Source organism: Streptomyces sp. NPDC021749, assembly GCF_040640655.1.
In the GTDB taxonomy this organism is placed as follows: domain Bacteria; phylum Actinomycetota; class Actinomycetes; order Streptomycetales; family Streptomycetaceae; genus Streptomyces.
This window is the reverse complement of record NZ_JBFACE010000034.1, coordinates 20,901-37,569: the sequence shown is the minus strand read 5'-3', so window position 1 is coordinate 37,569 and position 16,669 is coordinate 20,901. Positions and strand designations below refer to the sequence as shown.

Annotated in this window: 15 protein-coding genes and 2 pseudogenes; 6 read left to right on the top strand and 11 right to left on the bottom strand. The window is 72.5% G+C overall.

Translation table 11 applies throughout. The features are described from left to right. Positions 1–69: 69 nt before the first annotated feature. On the bottom strand, positions 70–822 hold the full coding sequence (locus AB0G35_RS27940; RefSeq protein ID WP_360955306.1) for an SDR family NAD(P)-dependent oxidoreductase: 753 nt from the start codon (positions 820–822) through the stop codon (positions 70–72). 76 nt (positions 823–898) lie between these two features. Between AB0G35_RS27940 and AB0G35_RS27935 the strand changes: the two genes are divergently transcribed. Further along, positions 899–1,894 carry a LysR substrate-binding domain-containing protein gene (locus AB0G35_RS27935; RefSeq protein ID WP_360955207.1) on the top strand — a complete coding sequence of 332 codons (996 nt, stop codon included), beginning with the start codon at positions 899–901 and terminating at the stop codon, positions 1,892–1,894. On the opposite strand, the gene AB0G35_RS27930 is transcribed toward AB0G35_RS27935, so the two are convergent. From AB0G35_RS27930 to AB0G35_RS27910, 5 genes and pseudogenes are all read right to left on the bottom strand, one after another. Beyond that, entirely contained in the window at positions 1,860–3,041 is a 1,182-nt protein-coding gene (locus AB0G35_RS27930) for a GDSL-type esterase/lipase family protein (RefSeq protein WP_360955204.1), read from the bottom strand. The genes AB0G35_RS27935 and AB0G35_RS27930 overlap by 35 nt on opposite strands. 148 nt (positions 3,042–3,189) lie before the next feature. Beyond that, positions 3,190–3,375 (bottom strand): annotated as a pseudogene (locus AB0G35_RS27925) (thioesterase); the annotation flags it as partial. Next, positions 3,375–4,223 carry a transporter substrate-binding domain-containing protein gene (locus tag AB0G35_RS27920; RefSeq protein ID WP_360955201.1) on the bottom strand — a complete coding sequence of 283 codons (849 nt, stop codon included), beginning with the start codon at positions 4,221–4,223 and terminating at the stop codon, positions 3,375–3,377. The gene AB0G35_RS27920 and the pseudogene AB0G35_RS27925, both read right to left, overlap by 1 nt. A gap of 177 nt (positions 4,224–4,400) precedes the next feature. Further along, positions 4,401–5,069 carry a bifunctional 4-hydroxy-2-oxoglutarate aldolase/2-dehydro-3-deoxy-phosphogluconate aldolase gene (eda, locus tag AB0G35_RS27915; RefSeq protein WP_360955198.1) on the bottom strand — a complete coding sequence of 223 codons (669 nt, stop codon included), beginning with the start codon at positions 5,067–5,069 and terminating at the stop codon, positions 4,401–4,403. A gap of 343 nt (positions 5,070–5,412) precedes the next feature. Next, positions 5,413–5,850, bottom strand: a complete 438-nt coding sequence (locus AB0G35_RS27910; protein ID WP_360955195.1) for a ribonuclease domain-containing protein — start codon at positions 5,848–5,850, stop codon at positions 5,413–5,415. Between the two features lie 228 nt (positions 5,851–6,078). Between AB0G35_RS27910 and AB0G35_RS27905 the strand changes: the two genes are divergently transcribed. The 4 genes and pseudogenes from AB0G35_RS27905 to AB0G35_RS27890 form a co-directional block, all read left to right on the top strand. Next, positions 6,079–6,486 carry a VOC family protein gene (locus tag AB0G35_RS27905; RefSeq protein ID WP_360955192.1) on the top strand — a complete coding sequence of 136 codons (408 nt, stop codon included), beginning with the start codon at positions 6,079–6,081 and terminating at the stop codon, positions 6,484–6,486. A gap of 207 nt (positions 6,487–6,693) precedes the next feature. Further along, positions 6,694–7,320, top strand: coding sequence for an XRE family transcriptional regulator (locus AB0G35_RS27900; RefSeq protein ID WP_030415135.1), 627 nt, complete (start codon positions 6,694–6,696; stop codon positions 7,318–7,320). Positions 7,321–7,355: 35 nt separating this feature from the next. Continuing rightward, positions 7,356–7,535 carry a DUF6126 family protein gene (locus AB0G35_RS27895; protein ID WP_360955188.1) on the top strand — a complete coding sequence of 60 codons (180 nt, stop codon included), beginning with the start codon at positions 7,356–7,358 and terminating at the stop codon, positions 7,533–7,535. A gap of 238 nt (positions 7,536–7,773) precedes the next feature. Beyond that, positions 7,774–9,705 (top strand): annotated as a pseudogene (locus tag AB0G35_RS27890) (beta-N-acetylglucosaminidase domain-containing protein); the annotation flags it as partial. Positions 9,706–9,808: 103 nt separating this feature from the next. On the opposite strand, the gene alc reads toward AB0G35_RS27890, so the two are convergent. The 4 genes from alc to AB0G35_RS27870 form a co-directional block, all read right to left on the bottom strand. Next, positions 9,809–10,933, bottom strand: coding sequence for an allantoicase (gene alc / locus AB0G35_RS27885; RefSeq protein ID WP_360955185.1), 1,125 nt, complete (start codon positions 10,931–10,933; stop codon positions 9,809–9,811). Further along, positions 10,930–12,273 carry an allantoinase AllB gene (gene allB / locus AB0G35_RS27880; RefSeq protein ID WP_360955182.1) on the bottom strand — a complete coding sequence of 448 codons (1,344 nt, stop codon included), beginning with the start codon at positions 12,271–12,273 and terminating at the stop codon, positions 10,930–10,932. The genes alc and allB overlap by 4 nt, the downstream gene beginning before the upstream one ends. Positions 12,274–12,419: 146 nt before the next feature. Then, on the bottom strand, positions 12,420–13,967 hold the full coding sequence (locus AB0G35_RS27875) for an NCS1 family nucleobase:cation symporter-1 (RefSeq protein WP_360955179.1): 1,548 nt from the start codon (positions 13,965–13,967) through the stop codon (positions 12,420–12,422). 42 nt (positions 13,968–14,009) lie between these two features. Further along, positions 14,010–14,798 carry an aspartate/glutamate racemase family protein gene (locus AB0G35_RS27870; protein WP_360955176.1) on the bottom strand — a complete coding sequence of 263 codons (789 nt, stop codon included), beginning with the start codon at positions 14,796–14,798 and terminating at the stop codon, positions 14,010–14,012. Between the two features lie 268 nt (positions 14,799–15,066). Between AB0G35_RS27870 and AB0G35_RS27865 the strand changes: the two genes are divergently transcribed. Beyond that, positions 15,067–15,870: an IclR family transcriptional regulator gene (locus AB0G35_RS27865; protein WP_360955173.1), complete on the top strand. Its 804-nt coding sequence runs from the start codon at positions 15,067–15,069 to the stop codon at positions 15,868–15,870. Between the two features lie 330 nt (positions 15,871–16,200). On the opposite strand, the gene AB0G35_RS27860 is transcribed toward AB0G35_RS27865, so the two are convergent. Continuing rightward, positions 16,201–16,491: a DUF5955 family protein gene (locus AB0G35_RS27860; RefSeq protein WP_360955170.1), complete on the bottom strand. Its 291-nt coding sequence runs from the start codon at positions 16,489–16,491 to the stop codon at positions 16,201–16,203. Between the last annotated feature and the right edge of the window lie 178 nt (positions 16,492–16,669).

The window sequence follows — 16,669 nt, the reverse complement described above, 5'->3', positions numbered from 1 at the left end:
GGGCAGCGGTGCGACGGACAGGCGTGATGCGGACGAGCGCCGGCCGGGGGCGGTTCGCGCCGCGGCAGGCTACCAGGGCAGCGGGCGGCCGTCCCGGAAGAAGCCGCCCGTGGGACCGTCGTCCGGCAGGGTCGCCGCGTGCACCACGCCGGCCGCGCCCTCGACGACCGGCCGGCCGCCCGGCCCGCCCATGTCGGTGGCCACCCAGCCCGGGCAGACCGCGTTGGCCAGCACACCGTCGGCCCGCAGCTCGGCGGCCAGCATCCGGGTGAGCGCATTGAGCGCCGCCTTGGACGCGGAGTACGCGGGGGTGCCGCCGCCCATGTTGGTCAGCGAGCCGGCCTCGCTGGAGACGTTGACCAGCCGCGGATGGTCCGAGGCGCGCAGCAGCGGGGCGAACGCGATCGCGGTGCGCCACGGCCCGTAGAGGTTGGTCTCGGCCACCTCACGCACCCGCGCGAGATCCGCGGTGACGGCCCGCTGCCCGGTGTCGTAGCCGATGGCGGCGTTGTTGACCAGCACGTCCAGCCGGCCGAAGCGCTCGGCGACCTCGGCGGCGGCCGCCGCCACCGCGGCGTCGTCGGTGACGTCCATGCACAGCGGCCGGACGTCCCGGCCCGCACCGGGGGAGCCGCGCAGTTCCCCGGCCGCCCGCCGCACGGCGTCCGGCGAGCGCCCGGTCAGCAGCACCGTGTACCCGCGCGCCGCCAGCTGTCGGCACACCTCGCGGCCGATACCGCGGGTGGCGCCGGTGACCAGGGCGACGGGTCCGGCGGGAGGGTGGGCGTCCACCGGGTCGGCGTCCACCGGGTCGGCGTCCATAGGGTCGGCGTCCATAGGACCATGTTCCGTCGCGGGATTCCTGCGCGTCCAAGGTCATTTCTGATAACCCATGGCTATGGACGCTCGTCTGCGGGACCTGCGCTACTTCGTCGCCACGGCCGAGGAGTTGAGCTTCACCCGGGCCGCCGAGCGGCTGTTCATCTCCCAGCCGGGGCTGAGCAAGCAGATCCGGCAGTTGGAGGCCGGACTGCGGGTGAAGCTGTTCGACCGCGACCGGCGGGCGGTGGTGCTGACCGCGTCCGGCGCCGCGCTGCTGCCCAGAGCGCGGGAGCTGGTCCGGCTCTGGGACGAGGCGCAACGCGCGGTCAGCGACGCGGCCGCCGCGGAGGCCGCCGTGCTGGCCCTGGGCATCTCCACGAGCATAGGCCGCGGACTGCTCCCCGCGATCCGCGCCCGGCTCGCCGAACGCCGCCCCGACTGGCGCATCCGGGTACGGCAGATCGACTGGGCGGACGCCACCGCCGGACTCGCGGGCGGCGAGACGGACCTGGCGCTGCTGTGGCTGCCGTTTCCCGGGCAGGAGGGGTTCGCCGTGCAGGTCGTGGCCACCGAACCGCGGTGGGTGGTGCTGCCGGTCGGCCACCGGCTCGCGGAGGCCGCCGAGATCCCGTTCGCCGCGCTGCTCGACGAACCGTTCCTGGCACTGCCGGAATCCGCGGGGGCCCTACGGGACCACTGGCTCGCGCTGGACGAACGGGGCGGCCGGCCGGTGCGCATCGGCGGGGTGGTCGCCAACGCGGACGAGACCTTCGAGGCGGTGGCCGAGGGCCTCGGGGTGGTCCTGCTGGCGGCCGGGAACGCCGCGATCTACCAGCGGCCCGGCGTCGTCGCCCGCCCGGTCACCGGCCTCTCCCCCACCCGGCTCGCATTGGTCCGCCGCCCGGACGACCACCGCGCCGTGCTGCGCGACGTCTACGCCACCCTGCGGGCCGCGGGCGCCGCGATCGTCCGGCCCCTCGCGGACGAGGAGTGGGGCGTACGCCGCTTCTTCGTCCGGGACCCGGACGGACGGGTCGTCAACGTCCTCGGGCACACGGCCGGTCGTCCCTGACGGCGAACGGACCGCCGTCCCCGAAGACCCGCTCGGCGAACCGCTCGCCGATACGGCGGTGACCCGCCGCGTCCGGGTGGAGCGCGTCGGGCAGCGGCAGTTCGGCGTGGTCCGCCTCGCCGTAGAGCACCCGGCCGTCGAGGTAGTGCAGGTTCGGGTCGTCGGCGGCCCGTGCGGCGGTGATCCGGGCCAGCTCGTCCCGGATGCGGTTCAGCGTGAGGCGCCCGGGGTCCTTGGGGTCGCCAAGGGCCGTGAAGCGCAGTGTCCCGGAGCTGAAGTCGGGCGCGCCGGGCCCGGGGGTGTCCTCGTGGACGGGGCACAGGACGGCGGAGACGACCAGCAGCGGGGCGGTCGGATGCCCCTCGCGGATCGTGTCGAGGAAGCCGTGCACCGCCGGCCCGAAGGCGCGCATCCGCATCAGGTCGTGGCCGACCAGATTGATGCCGATCTTGACGCTGATCAGGTCCGCGGGGGTGTCCCGCATGGCGCGCGCGGTGAACGGGTCCAGCAGGGCGTTGCCGCCGAATCCAAGGTTGATCAGCTCCACCCCGCCGCGGGCGGCGGCCAGCGCCGGCCAGGTCGCCGTCGGGCCCTCGGCCGAGGAGCCGTGGCTGATCGAACTGCCGTGGTGCAGCCAGACCCGGCGGCCGCGGTCCGGGGCCGCCTCGACCGGTGCGTCGGTGCGCAGCGCGATCAGCTCGGTGGTCTCCGTCTGCGGCAGCCAGATCTCGACGTCCTTGGCACCCGCGGGCAGCTCCGTGAACCGCAGGGTGCCGGGCGGGCCGGGGCGGGTGACCATCGACTGGGTGGTCAGGTCGATGGTGCGGACGTTGCCGGCCGGGACGCCGGCCCGGGCGGTGAGCCGGCCGTCCACGACCAGGTCGTACACGCCGTCCGGCTGTGGCGGGGCGCCCTCGTAGACCGTCTTGGTGGGGAGCGTGTCCAGCTCGACGGCGGTGGCGCGGGTGCGGAACACCAGCCGGACGCCGGACGGCTGGGACTCGACCATGGCCAAGTAGTCGTCGGGCCACTGCTTGCGGGCCCAGGTCGGCAGCCGGTGCGGCAGCACGCCGCGCGCGGTGCGTTCCAGCTCCAGGGCGCCGCGCAGGAGGTGCGGTTCGACGGGGGTGGTGATCCAGTCGGTCATGCGCGCCTGCCTGCGGGGATCGGGAGCGTCCCGGGGACGCCGTCGAACGCGAGGATCATGACCATCAGCCTGCCCGCCGCCTGCCCGTTCCGCACCCGCATTTCTCAGCCGCCGCCTGTCGGACCGTCGCCGACCGGCCCCCCGCCTACCCGTACTGCTGCAGCAGTTCCTCGCGGATGTCCAGTTCCAGCGTCGCCCCGCCGTCCCCGAAGGCGGTGAGCCGCGCCCGCAGCAGCCTGCTGAACGGCTGCTGGTCCAGGGCCTTTTGGGCCAGCGCGAGATCGAAGGCCGCCGCGGTACCGACCTCGTCGCCGCCCCGTTCGATGTCCGTCATCACTTCCCCATCCAGGCGTTCTCGTACGTCCGGTACGTTCCGTCGTGCGTGGCCAGATGCACCCACTGGTTCACATAGGCCGTGAAGTCGTGGTCGCCCCGGGGCAGCGCGTAGGCCTTCTCGGAGAAGGTGAAGGGCTTCTCCGGGTGGAGCGAGCAGAGTTCGGGGTGGACCTTGGCCTGGTAGCGGGTCTCGCTGGCGTCGGTCATCATCACGTCGGCGCGGCCCGCGATGATCTCGTCGAAGATCGTGGTGTTGTCCGGATGGACCTTCAGGGTCGCGTGTTTGATGTGGGCGCGGGCGAACTCCTCGTTCGTGCCGCCCGGGTTGACGATGACGGTCGTGCCGGGGCGGTCGATCTGCTGCAGCGTGCCGTACTCGTCCTTGTCCGCGCAGCGCACGATCGGGGTCTTGCCGTCCGTGCGGGTGGGCTCGCTGAACGCGACCGAACGGGCCCGCGCCAGGGTGATCGAGATGCCGCCCATGGCGATGTCGCAGCGCCCGGCCGAGAGGTCGCCGATCAGCCCGGCCCAGGTGGTCGGGACGTAACGGGGCTTGGCGTCCAGGCTCCGGGCGAGGTTCCGGGCCATGTCGATGTCCACCCCGCGGTAGGTGCCGGTCCCGGGGTCGCGGTAGCTGAAGGGGCGGTAGTCGCCGGTGGTGCACACCCGCAACTCCCCGCGCCGTGGAACGGTGTCGAGCGCCGACGCCTGGTGTCCGTGGGCGGGTTGCCGCGCAGGGGCGGAGGCTCCGGATGCCGCTGGGGCGGAGGCTCCGGACGCCGCCGGGGCGGCTGCCGTGACGGTGAGCAGACAGGCGAGGGCGGAGAGGGTGACGGCACGCTTCATCGGGTCTCCTGTGGCTCCTTGGGCTGGACGCGGCGCTGACGCCTCATCGGGTGAGCGCGCGCTCAGCCTGGCAGAGCCGGTGATCGACGTGAAGCCCCTGCCCGGGGACCGGGACGGAGGGCCGGGGCCGTGGGGACAGCCCCGGCGGAGACGGCGTCGTGACCGTGTGCCGGCCCGTCAGTCGCCGTACACGCCGTCCTCGTCATCGCCCGCTGCCCCGTCCGCGGTGGCTTCGGCGAGACGGGCGAGGAGCTCGGCGGCGCGCTTGGCGACGGTGTCGCGGTCGCCTTCGGAGAGGGCGGCACCCATGCCGACGGCGACCGCGCCGGCGGCGATCCACTCGGGCGCGCTGTCGACCGTCACCCCACCGGTCGGCAGCACCGGCGCCTGCGGCAGTGCCGCCCGGACCTCCCTGAGCCAGGACGGGTCGTGCGTCGAGGCGGGGAAGAGCTTGAGGGCGTCCGCGCCCAGCTCCAGGGCGCGGACCATTTCGGCAGGCGTCGAGACGCCGGGGAAGACCGGGACGCCGTAGCGGTGGGCGGTGCGGATGACCTCGGGGTCGAGGCTGGGCGAGACCAGGAAGCGGGCGCCGGCGTCGACCGCCATCCGGGCCGACATCGCGTCAAGGACCGTGCCCGCGCCGATGACCGCGTCCTCACCCAGCTCGCGCGTCAGCGTCGTGACCGCCTCCAGCGCGAAGGGGGTGGTCATGGATATCTCCAGGGTCGTGATGCCGGCCGACAGCAGGGTGTCGGCGGTGGCGCTCGCCTCGTCGTAGGTCTTGCTGCGAACGATGGCGAATACGCGCTGCGCCAGTGCGGCCCGGGTGATCTCCCAGCGATACACGGCAGTTCGCCGTCCTTCCTTGTCTGCGACGCGCCATGCCGGACCGCCCGGCCGTGGCGGATACGGCACTTTCCCGGGCGCGCCGCAGCAGCTGACCCCACATGGTCCCTTGTCCGCCGATGCCCGCCCGCTCCTCGTTTCCACCGAAACGCTACCGGGAGCCACCGACAATCCTCTCTCGGGGGGTGCGCCCCGCGCGCCCCTTCTGCCAAGAAATGCGAGAAGAGCCAGGCCAGAGGGGGCGCACGGCAAAGCGGCGGCCGGGGTGCGAAAGGCACCCCGACCGCCGCGGCGGATGGTGTCCGGGTCGTTCGGCCGACCCTGTGCGCCGGTTGAGCCGGTCTCAGCAGTTGCGGTCGACCAGGTCGAACGTGGAGTAGTGGTCGGCGGTGTAGTAGTCCTCGTCCTTCTTCTCACCGGCCACGATGCGTCGGGCACCGCGGTCGGGCGAGCCCGGGGTGATGACCGTGTACTCGTGGTAATAGCCGGTGCTCTGCTTCGGCAGGATGCCCTCGCGGTTGTCGAAGACCGTCCCGTCCTTCGGATACGGGAAGGGGCCGCCCTTGGCGATCAGGTCGAGGGTGTCATGGGCCTGCGAGGGCAGCTTGGAGTAGCAGACGCTGCCGACGTCCTTGACGTGGACGGCCGTTGCGTACGCCGTCGTGGCGTGCGGGGCGGCCGTGGTGGAGGGGGTGGCGGCGACCGCGGTCCCGCCGAGGAGAAGGGCCGATGCGAGGGCGCCCGCGGCGCCGATCCTGGTAATCCGTGGGGGGATTCTCATGCCTCCCAGAATGACGCGCGTAGACATGGCCCTGTCAATCCCAAGCGGGCGAAGTTTCCCCGGAGTTCACACGGTCACCCCAACTGGAGGCCGGAAAAATCCGGATGTACCCGTTGACCACCCACCAGGCATGATGAGCGCGCGGACGATCACCGAAGGATGTGGGCGGACCGTCGGTGCCATGGACGGTCCGGAGCACCGTGTGCGACGAACGGGAGGGTATTTCCCATGCGGGTCAAGGACTTCGACCACCTGGTGCTCAAGGTGCGGGACATCGAGCGGGCGCTGGACTTCTACTGCGGTCCGCTCGGACTGGAGCCGGTGCGGGTCGAGGAGTGGCGGGCCGGCGAGGCCCCGTTCCCGTCGGTGCGGATCAATCCCGTCACGATCATCGATCTGATCACCCGCCCCGAGGACGGGTCGGACGCGGCACCGGCCACCAACGTGGACCATATCTGCCTGGTCGTGGACCCGCTGGACTGGCAGGAGGTCATCGACTCCGGCGCCTTCACCGTCCTGGAGGGCCCGGTCGGCCGCTACGGCGCGCGCGGCGATGCCCAGTCGATCTACGTACGGGACCCGGACGGTAACACCGTCGAGCTGCGGTGGTACCCGGAGGACGCCGAGCAGTCCTGACCGGGGCCGGGACCTGGCCGGGACCGGATCCCGGCCAGGACCGGGCACCCCGACCGGGACCGGACACCCCGCGGCCGGGACCGCCGAGTGCCCGGGCGCGGGATGCCGAACCGGGGGCTCGAAAGGGCGGGGGCTCGGGGCGATGCGGGTCTTTGCCTCTGAGGCAAAACTTTTGCCCGCCAGGCCGTATCTCGCTATACCAGGGATATGTCCGAGCTCCCCGACGAGCCTCCCGGCGTCCCGCCGGCCGAGCTCCCCACCGTCGCGCCGCGCCTGCGTGACCTGCGGCGACGCAGTGGTCTCACGCTGGAGACGGCGGCCCGGCTGGTGGGGCTGTCGCCCGCGCACCTGTCCCGTCTGGAGACCGGCCGGCGGCAGCCCTCGCTGCCGATGCTGCTGGCGCTCGCGCGGACGTACGGCACCACGGTATCCGACCTGCTGGGCGAGACCGCCCCGGAGCGGGACCCGATCGTCCGGGCGGACCGCGCCGAGCCCTCGGAGGCCGGCGGCTGGACGTACTGGACGGTGGGCGGCGCCGGCCGCGCCATGCAGGCGCTCCGGGTGCATGTGCCGCAACGCGCGCAGGGCGAGCTGGTGCGGGTGCATCCCGGCGAGGAGTGGCTCTACGTCCTCAAGGGGCGGCTGCGGCTGACGCTCGGTGCGGCGGCGCACGTCCTCGCCCCGGGGGACGCGGCGCACTTCGACTCGCTCACCCCGCACCGGATCGCCGCCGACTCCCGGGGCGGCACGGAGCTCCTGTTCGTCCACACGCTGCTGCAGAGCGGCGCCGCCGAGCTGTGCCTGGGCGACGACGCGAGGTACCGCGGGGTGTGAGCCCGCGCGCCGCCCGAACGAAAGGACCGTACGCCGTGCCCGACCAGACCCCGGCCGACCTCCCCTCCGGCCCCTCCGCCGCCCCTGCCCCGTCCCACTACAGCGAGAACAAGCCACCCCGCGGCCTGTATGTGCGGGTGTTCATCTACGTGGTTGCCACGCACGTACTGCTGGCCTTCATGAGCCTGCTCGTCATCATCGCCAAGTCACGCTGACCCGCCGACCGCCGACCGCCGCGTCCCCGGCCCGACAACGCCCGGTAACGCGCGGCGACGTCCGGCAACGTCCATCCCTTCCGTCCGAAAGTCCATTGCCCCGGCGCGCCCCGCGGGTGAAGCCTGCTGCCGCGAAGTCCTGGCACCAGACTCGTGCCCGTACCTCGTCCCGTACCTCGTCCCGTACCTCGTCCCGTACCTCGTCCCCGTACCTCGTCGCACCGAGGAGGACCGAAGGATGCACCGTACGCGCACCGCGGCGGCCACCGCGCTGGCCACGGCACTGGCCGTCCTGCCCCTCACGGGCATGGCCGGGCAGCCGGGCGGCGGCCGGAGTGCGGACCGGGAGAGCGCCGGCGACCGGCCCGCGGCGACCGGCGCCCTCACCCCCGTCCCGCAGTCCGTCCACCGCCTGCCCGGCCGGGCGGTCATCACCCCGACCACTGCCGTCGTCGCCGGGCCGAAGGCCGATCCCGCGGCGCTGGAGCTGGTCGAGCGGTCCCTCAAGGCCGCCGGCGCCGACCGCGTCGTACGTACCGGAGTCGTGCGTACCGGAGTCGTACGTACCGGACAGGCGCCCGCGGGCGGGCAGTTGACGGTCTACGTGGACGGACCGGAGGCCTCCCGGGCGCTTGGCGAGCTGGGCGCGCAAGGCACCGGCGGACTGCCCGCCGAGGGCTACGCACTGGCCGTCGGCACCGGCCGGATCGCCCTGGCGGGCAAGGACGCCACCGGCACGTACTACGCCGCGCAGTCGCTCCGGCAGCTGCTGCCGCACCGCGACCACCCTGGCGGGCAGGTGCCGGGCACCGCCGTACGGGACTGGCCGGCCACCCCGCGGCGCGGTGTCATCGAGGGCTTCTACGGCACGCCGTGGTCGCACCGCGCCCGCCTCGACCAGCTCGACTTCTACGGCGCGCACAAGCTGAACACCTACGTCTACTCGCCGAAGGACGACGCCTATCTGCGGGAGAAGTGGCGTGATCCCTACCCCACGGACCGGCTCGGGCAGCTCAAGGAGCTGGTGGACCGGGCCCGGGCCCGCCATGTGGACTTCACCTACGCCCTCTCCCCCGGCCTCTCCGTCTGCTACAGCTCGGACACCGACCTCAAGGCGCTGACCGCCAAGTTCCAGACACTGTGGGACATCGGCGTGCGTGACTTCGCCGTGCCGCTGGACGACATCAGCTACACGCACTGGAACTGCGCGGCCGATCAGGAGAGGTTCGGCACCGGCGGCGGGGCGGCCGGCGCGGCGCAGGCCCATCTGCTCAACCGCGTCAACCAGGACTTCATCGCCGGTCATCCCGGTGCCCGCCCACTGGAGATGGTGCCGACCGAGTACTACGACGTGAAGCCCACGCCGTACAAGAAGGCGCTCGCCACCCAGCTGGACGAGAACGTGGTGGTGGAGTGGACGGGCGTCGGGGTGATAGCGCCCACGATGACCGTCGCGCAGGCCGAGCAGGCCCGGGAGGTCTTCGGCCACCCGATCCTGACCTGGGACAACTATCCGGTCAACGACTACGTGACCAGCCGACTGCTGCTCGGCCCGTTCAACGGCCGGGAGAAGGGGCTGCCCGGGAAGCTGGCGGGGATCACCGCCAACCCGATGATCCAGCCCGCGGCGTCCAAGATCGCGCTGTACACGGTGGCGGACTACGCGTGGAACGACCGGGCCTATGACGCCCGTACGTCATGGGGTGCCGCGCTCGACGAGCTGGCCGGCGGCGACACGGCGACCCGACGGGCACTACGGGCCTTCGCCGATGCGAGCTACGCCTCGGCGCTCAATCCGCAGCAGGCACCCGAACTGGCCGCCGCCCTCGGACAGTTCCGCGAGGACGGGGACGCCGGGCGGCTGGACGCGGTGCTGCGGACCCTCCGGGACGCCCCCGCGGTGCTGCGCGGCCGGCTGGCGGACCGCGGCTTCCTCGCCGACAGCGGGCCGTGGCTGGACGCGACGCACGCCTGGGGGGTCGCGGGGCGCACCGCGTTGGAGCTGATCGAGGCGAGGAAGGCGGGCGACGAGGCCCGGGCCGAGGAACTGCGGCAGCGGATCCCGGAGCAGGTGAAGACCGCCAAGTCCTTCGTGTACGTGGACCTGAAGGGGAAGCGGGTTCCGGTGGTGGTGGCGGACAAGGTACTGGACGCGTTCGTCGATTCCGCCGTGCGCCCCACGTCCTCGGCTGCGGCGCCGTAGTGGTGCCGTTGCGCGCAGTGCGGCGCCGCAGACAGCGTGGAAGGCCCCGCAAAGCGCAGCCCGCCGCCGGTCAGCCGGCCACGTGGGAGGCAGCCAGGCGGCGAACGCCGTCTTCCGTCAGGGAGCCGTGCAAGCGCAACCGGGCGATCCCGCCGTTCGGGAAGATGTCGAGCCGGACATGCGTGACGGCGGGTGCGCCGTCGAGAAGGAAGCGGTGCACGGAGTCGGGCTGGAGCCGGGTGCGGGGCAGGAGTTCGGTCCAGTCGCCGTGCTCTCCGTCGCGTCCGTACAGGGCCGCCCAGCCGGCCGCGTTTCCCTTGAGGTAGCCGGTGTCGATCTCCACCGCGCGGATCACGGACTGTTCCGTGAGCCGGTAGCGGACCCAGTCGTTGCCGGTGCCGCGGCGGCGCCGGGTCTCCCAGCCGTCGTCCATCTTGCGGGAGCGGCCCGGCTGGATGGTGTGGGTGGGCGAGGAGTAGAAGCGGTCCGAGGCGTCCTCGACCCGGCCGCCGTTCTCCAGCGCGACGAGGTCGAAGGTGCCCAGCGCGGCGAGCCAGTCGGGGGACGGGACGACCTCGCCGTACACCCGCAGGCGGGCGACGCCGCCGTCGGGGTGCTGGTTGAGCCGGAGGTGGGTGAAGCGCCGGGGGGTGTCCACGGCGAAGCCGTTGGCGGCGTGGCCGGCGATGGCGGTGCGCGGGACGAGCGGCGTCCAGGTCACGTCGGCGGCGAGCAGTTCCTCGGGCGAGGGCGTGCCCTCGACGCAGGTGCCCTCGATGCTGACGGACTGCGGGTAGTTGCCGCGGAAGTGGGCGGTGTCGACGACGATGCCGTGGATCACGCCGGGCGCGCCGAGCCGGATCAGCGCCCAGTCGTGGTCCTCGTCCGCCGGGAACGGGTGCGCGCCGTCGGTGCCGCGGCGGCGCCTGGTCTCCCAGCCGTCCATGATCTTGCCCTTGTGGCCGAACAGTTCGGGGTCGAAGTGGGCGGGCTCGGGCTTGAGGAGGTTCTCCCGCTCGGCGAAGAACTCGTCGTTGGCCGCGAGCACACCGGCGCCGAGCCGGCGGTCGGCGAGGTCGGGGAGGTGGGTGAAGGGGAAGCCGGCCGCGCCGGGGGTGCGGTAGTCGGCGTACGGGTCGCCGCCCTGGTAGGGGCCGGCGTCGCCGGTGTAGCGGGGTATGCCGTCGGTGGTCATGCGCGGTGCGGCCTTTCGAGCAGTTCGCCGGTGGGCTCGGCGAGGGTGGTGCCGTCGTTGATCTGCCGGCCGCGCAGCCAGGTGGACCGGACGACGCCGTAGAGGGTCTTGCCGGCGTACGCGGTGATCTTGTTGCGGTGCTGGAGGGCCTGCGGGTCGACGGTGAAGGTCTCGTCGGGGGCGAGCACCGCGAAGTCGGCGTCCCGGCCGGGCTCGATGGCGCCCTTCCGGTCGAGGCCGACGAGGGCGGCGGGGGCGGTGGACATCCAGCGCACGACGTCGTCGAGGCGGTGGCCGCGCGCGCGGGCCGCGGTCCAGATGGCGGGCAGGCCGAGCTGGAGGGAGGAGATGCCGCCCCAGGCCGCGCCGAAGTCGGCGGTCTTGAGGTCGGCGGTGGAGGGTGAGTGGTCGGAGACGATGCAGTCGATGGTGCCGTCGGCCAGGCCCTCCCACAGGGCGTCCTGGTTGGCGGCCTCGCGGATGGGCGGGCAGCACTTGAACTCGGTGGCGCCGTCCGGGACTTCCTCGGCGGTCAGGGTGAGGAAGTGCGGACAGGTCTCGACGGTGACCTTGATGCCCTCGCGCTTGGCGGCGGCGATCAGCGGCAGCGCGTCGCTGGAGGACAGGTGCAGCACGTGGACCCGGGCGTCGAGCTGCTTGGCGAGCACGATGAGCCCGGCGATCGCCTCGTTCTCGGAGACGCGGGGGCGGGAGGCGAGGAAGTCGGCGTACTTGGGGCCGTGCGGCCGGGGGGCGTCGTCGAGGTGGCCGGGGTCCTCGGCGTGCACGATCAGCAGTCCGTCGAAGCCGGCGATCTCCCCGAGGGCGGCGGCCAGCTGCTCCTGGTCGACCTCGGGGAACTCGTCCACGCCGGAGGGTGACAGGAAGCACTTGAAGCCGAAGACGCCGGCGTCGTGCAGCGGGCGGAGGTCCTTGACGTTGCCGGGGATGGCGCCGCCCCAGAAGCCGACGTCGATGTGGGCCTTGCTGCGGGCGACCTCGCGCTTGGTGTCGAGGTGGGCGGTGGTGGTCGTCGGCGGCAGGCTGTTGAGCGGCATGTCGACGAGGGTGGTGATACCGCCGGCCGCGGCCGCGCGGGTGGCCGTCCAGAAGCCCTCCCACTCGGTGCGGCCGGGGTCGTTGACGTGGACGTGGGTGTCGACGAGGCCGGGCAGCAGGACGTCGTCGCCGAAGTCCGTGAGCCTGGCTCCGGCCGGTACCTCGGCGTCGTGCGGCAGCACCGCGGCGATCCTGCCGTCCGTGACGGCGACGGACGCGGCGCGTGTGCCCTCCGGCGTCACGACGCGCGTGGAGCGCAGCACCAGCTCGATCTCGGACACCCGGTCCCCTCCTCGTATCGTGTCTTCATGGTCGCGTGGCGGCGCGGCGGACGGTCGCCGGCGGCGCAGCGGGATCCGGAATTCGGAATCTGGAATTCAGGATTCAACAGTCTGTTGAATGAGTCTTCACTCCGGACCCCGGCCCGTCAAGACCCTTCCGCGGCCACCGGTGCGACCGCCGGGCCGGCGCCCCGCGGGCCGTCCGTCCGCCCCGCCACTGCCGGGACGGCCTGCGCGGGGATGATCCCGTCCGGGATCGGGCCGGCCCCGGCCGGCACTCGTCCCCGCCGGGAGACCGCGGCGTAGATCCCGCCGGACAGCGCCATGCCGAAGACCCAGGAGAACGGTGCGACCGCGTCGAAGGCCGGCACCAGGGCGAGCGCGGCCGAGACCACGGCGGCGGGGAGGAAGGCGATCACGGCCTTCGGGTTGTAGCCCCGGCGGTAGTAGTACGCACCCGCGGCGTCGGCCGAGAAGAGCGCGTCGACATCGATCCGGCCCCGGCGCACCAGGTAGTAGTCGACGAGCAGGATCGCCACCAGGGGACCGAGGAAGGCGCCCAGCGCGCCGAGGAAGTACTGGATCACCAGCGCCGAGGAGTACAGCTTCCAGGGCAGGACGACGACGGCCAGCACCGCGGTGATCATGCCGCCGCGCTTGAAGTCGAGGTACTTCGGCGCGAGGTTGGCGAAGTCGTAGGCGGGCGAGACGAAGTTGGCGACGACGTTGATACCGATGGTGGCGACGATGAAGGCCAGTGCGCCGATGACGGTGACCACCGGGTCGTCGATCTTCTGGATCACCTTCACCGGGTCGTGGATCGCCTCCCCGAAGACCGCGATGGTGCCCGCGGTGACCAGGACGGCGACCACCGCGAAGGCGGTGAAGTTCACCGGCAGCCCGATCAGGTTGCCGCGGCGGTAGGAGCGGTGGTCGGGCGTGAAGCGGGCGAAGTCGGCGTAGTTGAGGACCAGGGTGAGGAAGGTGGCGACGGTCAGGCTGACCGCGATCAGGCTCTGCCGGAGCTGCGCGGAACCGCTGAGGCCGGTGAGGCTGCGGGTCAGCGAGATGTCCCCGTGCGCCTTGACCACCAGGTACACGGCGAGCGCCAGCACCACGAGCCAGACCACCGGTCCGGTCGCGAAGTCCTGCACCTTGCGGATGAACTCCATGCCCCGGGTCAGCAGTACGGCCTGCAGCCCCCACATCAGCAGGAACGCGACCCAGCCCAGGGTGGACAGGCCCAGCACCGAGTTGTGGTGGTAGGCGTCCAGGCCCGGCGCGATCTGCAGCGTCAGCAGGACCACGGCGGTCGAGGCGAGCCAGGTCTGGATGCCGTACCAGGCCACGGCCATCACCGCCCGGAGGAGGGCCGGGACGTTGGCGCCGTAGACACCCCAGCTCGCGCGGGCGAGCACGGGATAGGGCACGCCGGTCCGGTGGCCGGCGTGGCCCATGCGGTTCATCAGCCAGTGGACGATCGTGATGCCGACCAGCAGGGCCAGGAACACCTCCCAGGCCGGCAGGCCCAGCACGAAGAGGCTGGCGGCGAAGGCGTAGTTGCTGATCGCGTGGGTGTCGGACATCCAGAGCGCGAAGATGCTGTACGTGCCCCAGGTGCGCTCGGGGGCCGGCGCGAGGTCGGCGTTGAAGAGCCGCGGATCCGGCTGCGGGTGCTGCGGGGGTGTGGCCATGTGTCCTCCCAGGCAGGTTGGGTGGAGCTTAGGGGGTGGTTGTCAGATGTCTGATGTCTGTGCGGAAAAAACGGTGTGACACGAGGGGCCCGGGGCGCGCCCCAGACCGAGGTGGGTGCTCAGCGGCCAGGAGCCGATGGCCTTGGGCCGGGGCGGGGCGAAACTGCGCGCCGTGCTGGTGACCAGTCCGAGTCCGACGACCGCCTCGGCGAACTTCACCGCCGCCGCGACCCCGTCGACGACCGGCACCCCGAGCTCCGCCGCGACCTTCTCGTCCAGTCCGGCCATCCCGCCGCACCCGAGGCAGATGACCTCGGCGCCGGCCCGGACGACCGCACGGGCGGTCTCGATGATCACGGCGACGGTGCGCTCCGGGTCCTCCTCCAGCTCCAGCACCCCGAGCCCGGCGCCCCGGACGGCGGCGCAGCGCTGGAGCAGCCCGGCGGTCAGCAGCCGGTCCTGGATCTGCGGTACGGCGCGGTCGAGGGTCGTGACGATGCCGTATGCGTGGCCGAGCATCATCGCCATCTGGGCGGCGCTCTCGGTGATGTCCAGTACGGGGACGTCGAGCAGCTCCTGGGCGCCCTCCCGGCCGGGTTCGCCGAACCCGGCCATGACCAGGGCGTCGAAGGGCGTGTCGAGGGTGGCGAGCCGGTCGAGGACGGCCGCCGCACTGAGGTAACCCTCGAAATGTCCCTCGATCGACACGGGTCCCCACAGAGGTTCGGTGGCGAGGATCTCGGTGCCCGGGGCGGCGGCCGCGAGGGCGGTGGCGCGGATCGAAGCGGTCATGGAAGCCGTGGTGTTCGGGTTCATGACGAGTAGGCGCATGACACTCCCACGATTTGGAGGATTCCATAGAATGGACAGTAGGTTTCGCGCAGCAGAACGTAGCTACGGCCACTGGCACCGTCAAGGGATCGCGGCTACCGGCCTGCCCGACAGCCCCTACCGCGGGACAAAGAGGGCCTGACCGGCGAGAACGAGTGTGCGAAGGGCGATGTGTCAACGTAGGGGGACCGGTAGGCTGCTGCGGTCGGGCCCGGCGCCCGCAAGTCCCAGCCGAGACCGATCTGACCCGCCCCGAAAGGAACGCGACGTGCCGCCGTCCAGCGCCAGCACCTCCGCCGCCGAAGCCAAGCCCGCAGGCGCCAGCGGCGGCGTCCAGTCCCTTGAGCGCGCCTTCGACCTGCTGGAGCGGATGGCCGACGCCGGTGGCGAGGTCGGCCTGAGCGAGCTGTCCGGCAGCAGCGGACTGCCGCTCCCCACCATCCACCGCCTGATGCGCACGCTCGTCGCCTGCGGCTACGTCCGTCAGCAGCCCAACCGCCGGTACGCGCTCGGCCCCCGGCTGATCCGGCTCGGCGAGAGCGCCTCCCGCCTCCTCGGCACCTGGGCCCGGCCGTACCTGGCCCGCCTGGTCGAGGAGACCGGCGAGACCGCCAACATGGCGCTGCTCGACGGTGACGAGATCGTCTACGTCGCCCAGGTGCCGTCCCGGCACGCGGTCCGGATGTTCACCGAGGTCGGCCGCCGCGTCCTGCCGCACTCCACCGGCGTCGGCAAGGCCCTGCTGGCCAACCACCCGCCGGAGGAGGTCCGCGCGCTGCTCGGCCGTACGGGCATGCCCGCCGCGACCGAGAAGACGATCACCGAGCCGGACCGCTTCCTGGAGGCCCTCGCCGACGTCCGCCGGCTCGGCTACGCGGTCGACGACAACGAGCAGGAGATCGGCGTCCGCTGCCTCGCGGTGCCGGTGCCCAACTCCCCCACCTCCGCGGCCATCTCGATCTCCGGCCCGACCGGCCGGGTGACGGAGGCGGCAACGGACAAGATCGTGCCGGTCCTGCAGGACGTCGCGGCCCAGCTGTCGGTCGCGCTGGCCAACCAGACCCCGGCGTAACCGCCCCGGACAGCTCCCCGGCCGGGGCGGCGCGGCTGTCCGGCCGGGGCGGTGCGGCTGTTCTGGCCGGGACTACGCGGCTGTCCGGTCGGGGCTACTCGACTGTCCGGCCGGGGCTACGCGGCTGTCCGGCCGGCGGCACGGCCTTCCGACCTTGCGACTGTCCTCGCCCCTGGCCTTACTGAGCGCTGCTCGCCCTGCTCACCGGACCTACTGAGCGATGAATCGCCGTGCTCACCGGCCTTACTGAGCGCTGGTCGCTCTGCACACCGGACCCACTGAGCTCTGATCGCCCTGGTCACCAGCCTTACTGAGCTCTGATCGCCCTGGTCACCGACCGCCCGGCAGCGGGCCGAACCGGTCGATGCCCACACGCACCTCGCTCAGCGCGGGCGACAGCGCGCTCACCGAACCGACCGCCCCGGCGATCAGCAGTAACGAGCGGCGCAGCCGGGGCACCTCCGGCATCCCGTGACTGACCATCGCATCCAGCGCGGCCAACTCCTCGTCGGCGGCCGCCCGATCCGGTAACTCCCCCGGCAGCACGGCCAGTTGACGCCGCAGCCGGGCCACCGCCCCACGCAGCTCCGCCACCCGCGGGTCCCCGTCGGCCCTGCTCACCCGTACGTCCCCTTGCAGTTGTTCCACAACGACGGCGCCCTCCCAGGCCGCTTACCCGTCCCACAGTGCGGGACAGTTAACGCCACTGTGTGCTACCTGCGCCACACGGAACGCGAAAAAATCGCCGGACCCGAACTTCCGCCACCGCCGGCCGCCCTACCGCTCCCGAACACCCGTC